8 protein-coding genes and 1 pseudogene are annotated in these 13980 nt (G+C 62.3%); 4 read left to right on the forward strand and 5 right to left on the reverse strand.

From position 1 onward, the window contains the following. Positions 1–208 precede the first annotated feature (208 nt). The 3 genes from OKC30_RS07145 to OKC30_RS07155 form a co-directional block, all read right to left on the reverse strand. Positions 209–2626, reverse strand: coding sequence for a YgiQ family radical SAM protein (locus tag OKC30_RS07145; RefSeq protein ID WP_270666301.1), 2418 nt, complete (start codon positions 2624–2626; stop codon positions 209–211). 196 nt (positions 2627–2822) lie between these two features. Continuing rightward, complete coding sequence (locus tag OKC30_RS07150) at positions 2823–5975, reverse strand: efflux RND transporter permease subunit (protein WP_270663146.1); 3153 nt, start codon at positions 5973–5975, stop codon at positions 2823–2825. Beyond that, positions 5975–7027, reverse strand: a complete 1053-nt coding sequence (locus tag OKC30_RS07155; RefSeq protein WP_160837564.1) for an efflux RND transporter periplasmic adaptor subunit — start codon at positions 7025–7027, stop codon at positions 5975–5977. Before OKC30_RS07155 ends, OKC30_RS07150 begins: the two co-directional genes overlap by 1 nt. A 210-nt stretch (positions 7028–7237) precedes the next feature. Here OKC30_RS07155 and OKC30_RS07160 point away from each other — a divergent pair. Continuing rightward, positions 7238–8793 (forward strand): annotated as a pseudogene (locus OKC30_RS07160) (sensor domain-containing diguanylate cyclase). A gap of 34 nt (positions 8794–8827) precedes the next feature. After that, positions 8828–9697 carry a patatin-like phospholipase RssA gene (rssA, locus tag OKC30_RS07165; protein WP_029313973.1) on the forward strand — a complete coding sequence of 290 codons (870 nt, stop codon included), beginning with the start codon at positions 8828–8830 and terminating at the stop codon, positions 9695–9697. A gap of 65 nt (positions 9698–9762) precedes the next feature. Here rssA and OKC30_RS07170 read toward each other — a convergent pair whose 3' ends face one another. Next, positions 9763–11124 (reverse strand): sodium-dependent transporter, encoded by a 1362-nt coding sequence (locus OKC30_RS07170; protein WP_160837562.1) that lies wholly within the window; start codon positions 11122–11124, stop codon positions 9763–9765. Between the two features lie 195 nt (positions 11125–11319). Continuing rightward, positions 11320–11586 (reverse strand): helix-turn-helix domain-containing protein, encoded by a 267-nt coding sequence (locus OKC30_RS07175; protein WP_010673503.1) that lies wholly within the window; start codon positions 11584–11586, stop codon positions 11320–11322. Between the two features lie 258 nt (positions 11587–11844). Between OKC30_RS07175 and OKC30_RS07180 the strand changes: the two genes are divergently transcribed. Then, positions 11845–12432, forward strand: coding sequence for a hypothetical protein (locus OKC30_RS07180; RefSeq protein ID WP_049636314.1), 588 nt, complete (start codon positions 11845–11847; stop codon positions 12430–12432). A 305-nt stretch (positions 12433–12737) separates the two neighbouring features. Continuing rightward, positions 12738–13757, forward strand: coding sequence for a porin OmpA (gene ompA, locus OKC30_RS07185; protein ID WP_010673501.1), 1020 nt, complete (start codon positions 12738–12740; stop codon positions 13755–13757). The last annotated feature ends 223 nt before the right edge of the window (positions 13758–13980 follow it).

The following is a 13980-nucleotide window of genomic DNA, read 5'->3' on the forward strand; positions in this document are numbered from 1 at the left end:
CTAAAAACTGGGAATAACGCCTTAAATGGCGAAGAAACGGTCTAAATAGGCTGATTCAAGGCATTTACGGGAGAAAAGATCGGCTCAAACTGAAAAAATGAAATGACTGAGTCAGCCGAGAAGAATTTCCCCGCTTATTCGCACCTTCCTTAGCAATGGCGACCATCCGGTCGCCTTTTTAATTTCTATCGCAGTCCAATCAGCAAACTCACCGAGCCGGTCGCTTGGCACCATTCCCTTTGGCCGCAGGCTTGCCGCCTTGAGTGGCGGGTTTGGCGCCCGGCTTGGCAGAGCCTGCACGGGTCGGGGTTTTACCCTTGTGAGCGGGCTTGCCAGCGGGTTTACCCTGACTTGTGCCCTGCCCTGCGCCCTGCGCGGCGGGCTTGCCGTTGCCCGAGCCTTTCTGGAGCTGAGACCCCACCGGTTTGCCATTGCCCGCCTTGCCGCCATGTTTGCTGGTTGCCGGGGCATTCCCTGCACCAGTCTCGCTACGGGCGGCCTTGTTGCCAGCCCCATTGCCGCGCTGATGCACGATATTGCTATGACGAGTCAACGCAGGCTTGAGGCCCTTGTTGCGGCTGCGCTCGGCCTTGGCTTCGCCACGGCCTTCCGGCGGCACCAGGCAGTCGGGGCCGTTGCCGATGAGGTGGCCCTTGCCCATCTCCAGCAGGGCTTCGCGGATCATCGGCCAGCCGGCCGGATCGTGGTAGCGCAGCAGCGCCTTGTGCAGGCGACGGCGACGCTCCCCTTTCACCACGAACACGTCCCCGCCCTGGCGGCTCACCTTGTTGAGCGGGTTTTTCTCGGTGTAATACATGGTGGTGGCGTTGGCGAGCGGCGACGGGTAGAAGTTCTGCACCTGATCGAGCTTGAAGCGGTTTGCTTTAATCCAGAGCGCCATGTTCACCATGTCTTCATCCGTGGTGCCCGGGTGGGCGGAGATGAAGTAGGGGATCAGGTACTGCTGCTTGCCCGCCTCTTTGGAGTACTTGTCAAACAGCTCCTTGAAGCTGTAGTAGCTGCCCATGCCGGGCTTCATCATCTTGGAGAGCGGGCCCTCCTCGGTGTGTTCCGGCGCGATCTTGAGGTAGCCGCCGACGTGGTACTTGGCCAGCTCCTTGATATAGCGCGGATCTTCCACCGCGATGTCGTAACGCACCCCGGAGGCGATCAGGATCTTCTTGATGCCCTTGAGGTCACGCGCCTTGCGATAGAGGTTGATGGTCGGGCTGTGGTCGGTATCCATGTGCGGGCAGATGGTCGGCCAGACGCAGGAGGCACGGCGACAGGTCTGCTCGGCCTTGGGGCTCTTGCAGCGGAGCTTGTACATGTTGGCTGTGGGGCCGCCCAGATCCGAGATGACGCCGGTAAAGCCCGGCACCTTGTCGCGGATCTCTTCGATTTCTTTAAGAATCGACTCTTCCGAGCGGCTCTGGATGATGCGCCCCTCGTGCTCGGTGATGGAGCAGAAGGAGCAGCCGCCAAAGCAGCCGCGCATGATGTTGACCGAGGTCTTGATCATGTCGTAGGCCGGGATCTTCTCGTTGCCATAGGCCGGGTGCGGCACCCGCTGGTACGGCAGGCCGAACACCCCGTCCATCTCGTCGGTCTCGAGCGGGAAGGCAGGCGGGTTGACCCAGATGATGCGATCGCCGTGGGCCTGGGAGAGGGCGCGGGCGCAGCCCGGGTTGGTCTCGTGGTGCAGGATGCGGGACGCATGGGCGTAGAGCACCTTGTCCTCCTTCACCCGCTCGAACGCCGGCAGCTTGACGTAGGTCAGCTCCCACGGCTTTTGCTTAGGGGGTTGTACCAGGATGGGCTTGGCTTCCTGCTCCATCGGCGCCGTGCCTTCGTCATCGCTGCAGGGCGCCCCTTCCATATAGGGGTTGGGGATGGGATCGATGCGGCCAATCTGGTCGAGCTTGCTCGAATCCACCCCGCGCCAGCCCGGCAGCGGCTCCTTGCGGATCACCGCAGTGCCGCGAATGTCCTGCATGGTGTCGATGGTCTCGCCACCTGCGATACGGTGAGCCACCTCCACCAGCGGCCGCTCGGCGTTGCCATAGATGAGGATGTCGGCCTTGGCGTCGATCAGGATGGAGCGACGGATGGTCTCGGACCAGTAGTCGTAATGGGCGATGCGGCGCAGGGATGCCTCGATGCCGCCGATGACCACCGGCACCTCTTTATAGGCCTCTTTGCAGCGCTGGGTGTAGACCAGAGTGGCGCGGTCCGGCCGCTTGCCGCCCACATCCCCCGGGGTGTAGGCGTCGTCGTGGCGCAGCTTCTTGTCGGCGGTGTAGCGGTTGATCATGGAGTCCATGTTGCCCGCCGTCACCCCGTAGAAGAGATTGGGCTTGCCCAGGCGCATGAAGTCATCTTTCGATGACCAGTCCGGCTGGGCGATGATGCCGACCCGAAAACCCTGGGATTCGAGCATGCGGCCGATCACCGCCATGCCGAAGCTCGGGTGATCCACGTAGGCGTCGCCTGTCACCAGCACGATGTCGCAGCTGTCCCAGCCGAGCTTGTCCATCTCCGCGCGGGACATGGGCAGGAAGGGCGCCGTGCCGTAGCACTCGGCCCAGTAACGGGGATAGGAGAAGAGGTTGGTAACCGGCTGCATTTTGACCACCTGGAACAATTCGGGTCGCGCATTATACCGGCAGAGCCAGGCGGGGGCGACGGCTTTTTGCCCCTACAGAACGCGAGGGGAAGGGGCTCCTTCGAGCGGGCGCGACAGGTCGGCGTGACAGACTCCGATCTCATCAACAAGCAGGGCGCCCATTGGCGCCCTGCTTGCTGTCATGCGGGTCGGCACGCTAGGCCGCCGGTTTGTCACGCCCCTCGGGGGCCACCGCCCCCGGCACCGGGGAGGGACTGGCCGGGGTTGCCGTGGCCAGTACCTCGTCCACCAGCCTGTCCCGCGCCCCCGTCATCCCCGCGCGTCTGGCGATCAGGTGATAGATGGCGGGCACCACCAGCAGGGTCACCAGGGTCGCCAAGGACAAGCCGAAGAAGACCACGGTTCCCACGGCCATCCGGCTCTCGTACCCCGCCCCCATGGAGAGCATCAGGGGCACGGCGCCGATGATGGCGGTGAGCGAGGTCATCAAGATGGGGCGCAGGCGGCGCACCGACCCCTTGATGATCGCCTCCTCGAACCCTTCACCCCGCTGGCGCAGCTGGTTGATGAATTCGACGATGAGGATGCCGTTCTTGGTCACCATGCCGATGAGCATGATCATGCCTATCTGGCTGTAGATGCTGAGCTCCTGCCCCGTGAGCCAGAGGCCGAGCAGGCCGCCGAAGATGCCGAGTGGCACCGTCATCATCACCACCGCCGGGGTCAGCAGGCTCTCGAACTGGGCCACCAGCACCAGATAGACCACCAGCAGGGCCAGGCCGAACACCAGTGCCATCTCCCCCTGGTTGTCGCGATAGTCCTTGGACTCGCCGGCATAATCCACCGACATGCCGGTGGGCAGGTGATCCGCGGCCCAGCCATCCAGGAAGTCGAGCATCTCCCCCAGGGTGTGGCCGGGGGCCACGTCCGCGGTGAGGGTGACCGCCTTCTGGCGCTGGTAGTGGTTGAGGCGCTGGGGACTCGCCACCTGGGTGACGGTCGCCAGGGTGGAGAGGCTCACCATCTCGCCGCTCGCGGCCTTCAAATAGATGCGGCTGATGTCGGAGATACCGTTGAACTGGGTCTGGTTGGCGCGCAGGTAGACATCATACTCTTCACCCCTGTCCACATAGGTGGTCTGGCTGACGCCGCCGAGCAGGGCCTGCAGGGAGCTTGCGATGGTGGAGACCGGAATGCCGAGCTGGGTGGCTCGCTCCCGCTCTATGGTCACCTGCAGCTCCGGGGTCTTCTCGGCATAGTCGAGATCCGGGCTCTGCATCAGCCCGCTTTGGGCCGCCGCCTCCTTGAGCGCCAGCCCCTGCTGGTTGAGCTCGCCGTAATCGGAGCCTTGCAGCACGAACTGCACCGCCGCGGTGGAGCCGCCTCTGAACCCCGGCTGGAAGGTGCGGATCATCACGTCGGGGATGCCGGCGAGGCGGCCGCTCAGGGAGCGGCCAAACTCGGTGGCCGTTTCCTCCCGCACCGCCCAGTCGCTGAGCTGGATGATGGCCATGCCGGTCTGATCGCCGCCGCGCCCGAAGGCCGGGGTGCTGAAGCTCATGGCCTGCACCACCCCCTTGCCGAGCAGCGGCAGGATGGCGGCCTCCACCTGCTGCATGTTGCGCTTCATCCGCTCGATGCTGGTGCCCTCCGCCCCTTTCACGAACACATAGAGCACGCCCCTGTCCTCGGTCGGGGTGAGGCTCGCGGGCAGCTTGCCAAAGAGGGCGCCAATGCCGCCAAGGCAAAGCAGCAACACCAGGGGCATCCAGACGGCGCGGCGCAGCACGGCCCCCAGCACGCGGCGATAACGCTCCTCCACCCAGCCAAGTCCCTTGTCCAGGGTGGTGGTCAGGGCGTTGGGTTTGTCCACGGCACGCATCAGCCAGGAGCCCATGGCCGGGGTCAGGGTGAGCGCCACCAGGGAGGAGAAGAGCACAGCCAGGGAGAGCAGGATGGCGAACTCGGTGAAGAGGCGCCCCACCATGCCATCCATAAAGGCGATGGGCACGAACACCATCACCAGCACGGCGGTGGTGGCGATGACGGCAAAGCCCACCTCCCGGGTGCCGTGCCAGGCCGCCATCAAGGGGGACTCGCCCCGTTGCAGGTGGTGGTGGATGTTCTCTACCACCACGATGGCGTCATCCACCACCAGGCCGATGGCGAGGATGAGGGCCAGCAAGGTAATGAGGTTGATGGAAAAGCCCAGATACCAGGCACCGATGAAGGCCGAAATCAGGGAGACGGGCACCGTGATGGCCGGAATGAGGGTGGTGCGCCCCTGCCCGAGGAAGAGATAGAGTACGGCGACCACCAGCAGGGCGCAGATGGCGAGTGTCTCATACACCTCGTCGATGGCCTGCTTGATGAAGATGGTGGAGTCGTAGTCGACCTCAAGGGTGGCCCCCTCCGGCAGGAAGCGCTGCATCTCCACGAGCTTCTTCTCGATGCCCTGGGCCACCGCCAGGGGATTGGCGGTGGACTGAGCGACGATGCCAATCCCCAGGCTCTCGCGGCCATTGCGCTGATAGGCGCTGTCTTCGTTCTTGGCCCCCACCTCCACATCCGCAATGTCCGCCAGATAGATGCTCTGACCATTGGTGGCGGTTTTCACTGGCAGGGTGCGAAAATCTTCCGCACTGTGATAGAGCCGTGCGATCTGCACCGCCATGGTCATGGTGTTGTTGCGGATCTCGCCGCCCGGCAGCTCGATGTTCTCCCGCTTGAGGGCATCCTGCACGTCGGCCACCGTGATGCCGCGGGCCGCCATGTCGGCGGGGCGCAGCCGCACGTACATCACCTGGGTCAGGTCCCCGGAGAGGGAGACCTCGCTCACCCCGTCCACCAGGCTCAAGGGGTCCACCAGCATGCGATTGGCGTAATCCGTCATGGCGGTACGATCCATCTGGGTGCTGCTGAAATTGAGCCAGATGGCCACATCCCCGTTGCCGTTGTCCTTGGTCACCATGGGCTCGTCCGCCCCGTCTGGCAGCTTGGGTCTGGCCCGGGAGATGGCGTCACGCACGTCGGAGGTGCCCTCCAGCATGTTCCAGCCGAGCTTGAACTCCACCGTGATGGAGGAGCGCCCCTTGCGGGTCACCGAGTTGATGTTCTTGATGCCGCTGATGCCGGAGAGCTGATCCTCGATGGGCTTGGTGACCTGGCTCTCCATCACCTCGGGGGCCGCCCCCTCATAGGTGGTGGTGATGGAGACGGACGGAGTCTGCACATCCGGCATCTCCCGCACGGTGAGTTTGCTGAAGGCCACCAGGCCGAACACGGTGAGCAGGGCGCTGATGACCACCGCCACCAGGGGACGGCGTACTGAGATATCGGAGAGCCACATCAGCCTTTCACCTCGCCCAGATCACGTACCTGGGCGCCGTCGCGCAGATTGACCAGCCCCTCCACCGCGATGCGATCGCCGACGCTGAGCCCCTTGAGCACCCAGACGGCCTCGCCATGGGTGTCGCCAAGCTCCACCGGCACGCGCTTCACCCGTCCGTCCGCCTCCAGGCGATAGACGAAGCGCTGCTCGCCGGCATACTCCACCGACTGGGCGGGGATCAGGGTCATCTTCTGGGGTGGCAGAGAGAGATCCACGTTCATCAGCATGCCGGGACGCAGCTGGCCACCGGTGTTGGGCAGGATGACGCGGGCCTTGATGTTCTGGGTGTCGCTGGAGATCCGGCTGTCGAGGGTCTCCAGCACGCCGGAAAAGGATTGATCCGGCCAGGCCGAGCTGGTTGCCGTCACCGCCATGCCGGGGCGCAGCAGGGAGAGGTAGCGCTCGGGCACCGCCAGATCGAGCCGCAGTTTTGCCAGCTCGTCCAGATGCAAGAGCACGTCGCCGCTGTTGACCAGGGCTCCTTCGCTGAGATCGATGAGGCTGACGGTGCCGTCGAAGGGGGCGGCCAGGGTGCGCAGGGAGAGCTCGTAACGGGCCGCATCGACCCGGGCCTGGGCCTGGGCAACAGTCGCCTCCTGCCCCTCCAGCTCCGAGGTGGTGACGGCGCCTCGCGCCACCAGCTTGCGCATGTCCCGCAGCTTGCGGACCTCGTCGCGCACGCTGGCGCTCTGCTCGGCCAGCTCCGCCTGCTGCTTGCCCGCATCCAGGGCGATCAGGGTCTGCCCCTGTGTGACCTGCTGGCCGGAGCTCACCGCGATGGTGGCAATGCGGCCGGTCACCTCGGGACTGATGGCCACGGAGCGATTGGCCGCAAGCTTGCTCACCAGCTTGATGGAGGGCTCGGCCAGGCTCTGCCTGACGGTTTCGGCCCTGATATTGATCTCTCTTGGTGCAGGCTTGCTGGCAGGTTCAGCCTGCCGCAGATGCCAGGCGCCCGCCGCCAGCAATAGAAGAAGAGGGAAAAGCCACAGCCACACGCGCGTTTTCATCACAAGATCCATGCAGTCAAAGAGAGAGGAAGAAGAGATAGCTTCATCAAGGATGGCACCATGTTACCCCCTGACTATGCCGTGACTATGTATAAATGTGACAAAACGTAACAGTCCGGTGAGAAGATCATCAAAAACGCATCTTGTCGGCACGCGCGTCAGGGTTCTGCCTTACACTGATGCCGACTCTCGCCATCTTCCGGTACGCCCATGTCCATTCCCTCCCCCGCCTTTGCCAGATACCGATTGCAGTGGCTGCTGCTGGGCCTCGGCCTGCTGCTGCTGTTGCTCGCCCTGCAACATGCGTTTCGCCAGGTTACCGAGATCAACAAGCGTGACACCATCAACGCCGCGACCCAGCTCAGCAGCCAGCACCAGCGGATGGAGACCTTCCTTGAGGCCATGCGCGGCCAGGCGGAGGAGCGCCTGCGCAGCAATCCCCAGTCCGTGCTCTCTCGCCAGCTCTATCAGGCGCTGCAATCCGACGGGGAGCACGGCATCAATCTGGATCGCATCCCCGTCGATCTGCCCCCGCCCTCATCGGCAACCTGACCGGGCAGGGCCCGCTGCCCCATGACGGCAGCGAGCGGCAAGCCAGAATACATCTCGCCCTCAGCCTCTCCCCCCTGCTCGCCACGGCCAGCAAGCTGCTGGACAGGGACGTGGCCTGGATCTACTTCACCGGTACGGACAATTTCATCTACCTCTATCCCTGGGTGCCATCCAGCCAGTTTCGCTTCGATCCCGTGATTTACAGCAAGGCCTACTGGCAGGAGGCGATGGCCAGGCATCCCCACCTGGAGCACGCCATGCTCTCGCGCCCCTACCAGGATTTTGCCGGACGGGGGCAGATGATCACCCTCTCCCAGCCCATTACCCAGGGCGGCCAGATCATTGGCCTGCTCAGCATCGACATCCAGACCGTCACGCTGGCGCAGACCCTGCACCGCCTCGCCCCCCGGATTGGCACCCTGTTCCTGCTCAACGCCCATCAGCAGATCCTCGCCAGCAGCCAGTCCGGTACCGCACCGCCCCCGGTCAGGACGGCGCAGTCAGCGGAATATGAGTGGCAACAGGGCGCCTTGCAGCTCGTCTACCCCATCCCGGAGACACCGCTCTCCCTCATCCATCGCATCCCGCTGCTGCCTCTGCTGCAGACGCTGTTGTGGCAATCGGCGACGGCGCTCATCACCATTCTCTGTCTGGTGGTGGCGACCGTCTCCAGCCTGCGTGCCCAGCGCCTCAACCGCCGCCTCAACTATCTGTCGCGCCACGATGCCCTGACCGGCGCCTTCAACCGCCACTACTTCGATGCCTTCGAACACCGCCAGGCCCTGGCAGGCCGCCAACGCATCGGCGCCATCATGTTTGACTGCGATCACTTCAAACAAGTCAACGACCGTTTCGGCCACGGGGTGGGCGATCAGGTCCTCATCCGTCTGGTGCAGCTCTGCCAGTCCCTGCTGACACGGGAGTGCCACCTGATCCGCTGGGGCGGCGAGGAGTTCCTGCTGCTCGTCGCCGATGAAGCGATCCCTCTGGCCCCCTTGGCCGAGCGGCTTCGTCTGTGCATAGCAGAGCATCCCTGGAGCGCCATCGCGGCCGAGCTGAAGGTGACCGTCAGCCTGGGCCACTGTCGCCAGTCACCGGCCATCTCCTTGCAGGAGGTGATCCGCCGCGCCGATATCGCCCTCTATCAGGCCAAGGCCAACGGCCGCAATCGCAGCGAAGCGTGGCAGGATGACGGGCAGGAGAAGCCGGAGTAAGCTGGACTCCCACTTCATGTCAGGAGACGCAACTGTGTCACGAAAACCCCGTCTGGGATTGGCCCTGGGCAGCGGTGCGGCCCGAGGATGGGCCCACATCGGCATCATCCGTGCCCTGGAGCGACTGGGCGTCAAGCCGGATCTGGTGGCTGGCTGCTCCATCGGCAGCTTTGTCGGCGCAGCCTATGCCGCTGGTGAACTGGACAAGCTGGAGAGCTGGGTGCGCGGCTTCAGCCGCCTGCAGGTCATGGGGCTGCTCGATCCTGCCCTCTCAGGCGGCCTGTTTCGCGGTGACAAGGTGTTTGGCATCGCCGCCGGCCATCTGGGGGATCCCGCCATCGAAAGCCTGCCGCTGCCCTTTGCCTGCGTCGCCACCGAACTCGATACCGGTCGCGAGATCTGGTTGCAGGAAGGGCCGCTTCGCCAGTGTGTGCGCGCCTCCTGCGGCATGCCCGGCCTGCTCACCCCGACCCGGGTGGAGGATCGCTGGCTGGTGGACGGGGCCGTGGTCAACCCGGTCCCCATCTCCCTGGCCCGCGCCATGGGAGCCGAGGTGGTGATCGCCGTCAACCTCAACACCGACATGCACCAGCCCTGGACCGACGAACCGGACGAGCCCGTGCAGGGGGGGCTGCTCAGCCAGTGGTTGAACCGGGGCGAGCGCGAACCCAGTACCCCCGGCATGTGGGGGGTGATGACGGGCTCCATCAACATCATGCAGGAGCGCATCACCCGTGCCCGGATGGCCGGGGATCCCCCCGAGATCCAGCTCTGCCCGCGCCTTGGCAACCTCTCCATCATGGATTTCCACCGCGCGAGCGACGCCATCAACGAGGGGGAAGCCTGTGTCGAGCGCAACCTGGAGCAGCTCAAGGAGGAGCTGTCACGACTCTGCCTGATATGAAGACATATCGGGGTAAAAGACAAAAAGAGCGCCAATAGGCGCTTTTTTGTTTCTGGCGACGCGGCTCAGAACAGCCCCAGCCCCTTGAGCATCACTACCAGGATCAGCAGCGGCGACACATAGCGGATGATGAAAAACAGGGGCCTGAGGATGGGCAGCGATAGCTTGCCTCCATTGGTCAGCGCCGTCGTCATCCGCTCGAATCCCCATACCCAGCCCACAAAGAGGCAGAGGAAGATGCCGCCAAGGGGCATCAGCACGTTGGAAGAGACGAAGTCGAACAGATCGAAGAAGGTTTTCCCGCCAACCTGCACATCCGCCAGCGTGCTGCTCGAGAGCGCACAGGTCGAGCCGACCGCCCCCAGTACCAGCAGGTTGATCAAGGTTGCCCTTATGCGGCTCATGTGAAAGCGCTCGGAGAGCACCGAGACCGGCACCTCCAGGATGGAGAGCATGGCCCCGGTGGCTGCGATGGCGGAGAGCACGAAAAAGAGCACCATGAAGAGGTGTCCAAACGGGATGCTGGCAAAGACCGCGGGTATGGTGATGAACAGCAGGGAGGGGCCTGCGCTCGGCTCGAAGCCAAAGGCAAACACCGCCGGGAAGATGGCGATCCCCGCCAGCATGGAGACGAAGAGATCCGCGCACATCACTCGTACCGTGGTGAGAGGGAGGTGCTGATCATCGCGAAAATAGCTGCCATAGGTCATCATGCAGCCCATCCCGATGGAGAGCTTGAAGAACGCCAGCCCCATGGCCGTCAGCACGACGCCTGCGGTCACCTTGGAGAAATCCGGCGAGAACAGGAAATGCAGTCCTTCGCTTGCTCCGGGCAGAGTCAGGCTGCGCACGCCTATCACCAGCAGCAGGATGAAGAGCAGTGGCATCAACCGCTTGGTGACCGCTTCGATCCCCCTGGAGACCCCCATCAGCAAGATCCCCCCCATCAGGGCCAGCACCAGCCACTGCCAGAGCAGACTCTGCAAGGGATCCGTGATGAGTGAATTGAAGGCAGCACCCGTGACGGCGGGATCGGTGGAGAGGATCTCGCCGCTGGCCGCCTTGAAGATGTAGGCAAACACCCAGGCCGCCACCTCGGAGTAGAACGACATGATGAGGAAGGCCGCGCTCACCCCCATGGCGGCGATCAGCCACCAGGGTTGCCCCTTCGGAGCCAGCTTGATGAGCCCGCTGACCGCATCCGTCCTGGCCTCGCGCCCCAGCATGATCTCGGAGATCATCACCGGCAATCCCACCAGCAGAGTGGCGATGACATAGACCAGCAGAAAACCGGCGCCACCGTTCTCACCGGTCAGATAGGGAAACTTCCAGATATTGCCGAGCCCGACGGCAGACCCCAGGGTCGCGGCCAGCACGCCAAAGGTGCTGGTAAACCCATCTCTGGCTTTGGTAATGGATTGGCTCATCGTTGTCTCGCTGTGTGGATCACCGCCTGAATTAAAAGGGTCGGAGTGTTCCGTGGATTAATCCAGCCCGACAAGATGATTTAGTGAAAATCGCCGTTGACCGCACACAACGCATTATTTAATTAAATAATCATCCATTTTGACAAATAAAAAATGCCGCCTCGAGGGCGGCATTTTTATCAAGGTTGAACTGAATCAAGCCTTGGCAATATCGTCCGGACCGATCTGGCCGATTTCGGCGACTTTCTTGTCAGCCAGCAGCCAGAGGGTGAACTTGTGCAGATCGGGGTGGTGGGCCAGGGCAACCAGGAAGGCGCCTCCGACTTCACGGTAACCCAGTTCATAGTTCTTCAGGGTGGTTGGGGGGACGCCCAGCAGATCGGCAAACTTGGGACGGCTCAGGCCTACCGCTTCGCGGATCTGACGGATCTTCTTGCCAACAGTTACGATATTTGAATTCATGTGTTTCATACTCCGTTCGGCGGATTGACTCCACCTTTATTTTTCGCGACGACTCGTAGTCAAGTGTATCAGTTTTGAACGGACTCGTTATGGTCGAGCCTCTATCTATAATCAGCGTCTTTCGACGACAACCCTTCACAAACCTCGGGGATGGTAATCGCTGCGTCGCCTCAGGTAAACAGTCTCGAAAAGAAACCTTTCTTGTTGCCCGGCCATCCCTCGTATAATTCGCCGGTTATTTCCAAGAGAGTCATCAACATGGCATTTCCCGGCATCATTTCCCGTCTTCATTCCGACCCGGACTCCCTCCCCCGTCAGCTCGCCCAGGGTCTGCAGACCCGGGCCGAAGCGTTCTGGCTGCCCATGGCCATGCAGGGGGACGCCGCCACCGTGCTGGCGGCCCTCCCGGACAGCTGCAGCCTCTATCTTGAAGGCCAGACGACGCTTCCCCTGCGCAGCCACGACGGCGTCGTGGCAGAAAACGGCACCCTGGCACTGGGCAATGGTCACACGATGACGCTGGCCAGGGAGAAAGGCGATGGCGGCATCGTGCCGGAAGAAAGCCTCGCCGAGATGGCCCAATGGCTGGAAGCGGGTCATCGGCACTTCATCTGCTCCACCGCCGTCCAGCCCGTGGCGCGGGCCATCCTCAACATCTGGCCTCTCGATCCCTACCTCGCCCGTCACTTCTTGCTCAGTTTCACACCCTTGCTGTGCGAAGCAACTGAGGCGGACTATCTTGCTGTCCTCTCGGTCAGGGCTGGTGACGCCACCCTGCGGCACGCTTGGGCTGAGGCTTATATGAAGCTTGAGAAGAAACTGCATCGCGCCTACTTGGATCACTAATAAATCCCAAGAAACAGCCAGTTATCCCTACGACACAATTTGCCCCATCCCTTATCTGTGAGCTTGATCATGTTTTGAAATGGGCATAAAGTGCGCCACGTCATCGGAATGACGTCGGCTGTTCGTGGCGGAGTATGCATTGTCGACAGTGCAACCCGCGCACTTGTGCACCCAGATACGTGCCTCCTGGATGGATCTAGGATCCCTGTTCGCACCAACGTCGTTGGTCGACAGAGCCAGCAGCTTACATAAATTACAAAGTGCGAAGCACGTGAACAACGTGCCATCTCAACGAGGATTATTTTATGATGAAAATGGCTCCTTCCCTGATCGCCATCGCTATGGCCACCATGGGTGCAACTGCAGCTCACGCCGCTGACGACATCTACTTCGGCGCCGGTGTTGGTGCAACTCACTTCAACGGTCTGAACAAGATCGAAGGCGTGAACGTTGGCGAAGAAGATGCGGCTGCTGCCAATGCCTTCGTTGGTTACAACTTCAACGAATACTTCGGTTCCGAGCTGGGCTACCAGTACACCGGCCGTGGCAACACCGACGGCAACCGTTACGAGAGCCAGGGTGCCACCCTGTCCGGTATCGCTCGTCTGCCGCTGGGCAACGATTTCTCCCTGTTCGGTGAAGCTGGCGCCTACTGGGGCCACACCGACGGTCTGGGTACCAGCGATACCAAAGTATCCCCGCTGGCCGGTGCCGGTGTGACCTACAAGGTCAACGACGCGCTGGATCTGCAAGCTCGCTACCGCTACATGTGGGACGTGGCTGACCTGCACGCCGACAACGTACGCTACAAGTCCAACCAGAGCGTTGCGACCCTGGAAGCCGTTTACCACCCGTTCCGTACTTCCTACGTAGCGCCTGCTCCGGCCCCGGTTGTTGAAGAAGCACCGGCCCCGGCTCCGCAAATCGTTGAGAAGAACTTCGCCCTGAACTCCGACGTGCTGTTCGCCTTTGGCAAAGACAGCCTGAAGGCCGAAGGTGTGCAAGCCCTGAACGCTCTGTACCAGCAAATCGTTGAGTTCCAGCCGAAAGACGGCAACGCCGTTGTTGTTGGTTACACCGACCGTATCGGTTCCGACGCTTACAACCAGAAGCTGTCTGAAGCTCGTGCCCGCACCGTTGCCAACTTCCTAGTCAGCAAAGGTATGGCTGCCAGCAAGGTTGCCATCGAAGGTCGCGGCGAAGCCAACCCGGTCACCGGCACCAAGTGTGACGGCGTCAAGGCCAAGGCTCAGCTGATCTCCTGCCTGGCTCCGGACCGTCGCGTAGAAGTTCGCGTATCCGGCGTACAAGAAGTTCAAAAGTAATCTGACTTCGCTCAGGTAACGTAAAAAAGGGGATGCAACGGCATCCCCTTTTGCTGTCTCTCTCCTCCCCCCAGCGACACTCTCTGTCTCACCTTTTCTCCCCTTTGCTCCCCTATTGCGGCCCCGCGACACCGGTGTCGGCGCTGCATATCTGTGCAGAAACTTGATCACGCTGATTCAAAAGAATACAGTAGCAACGCTTGTAAGACATTGGATGAACTAT

It is taken from the genome of Aeromonas sp. QDB18 (genome assembly GCF_027705325.1).
GTDB lineage: Bacteria > Pseudomonadota > Gammaproteobacteria > Enterobacterales > Aeromonadaceae > Aeromonas > Aeromonas caviae.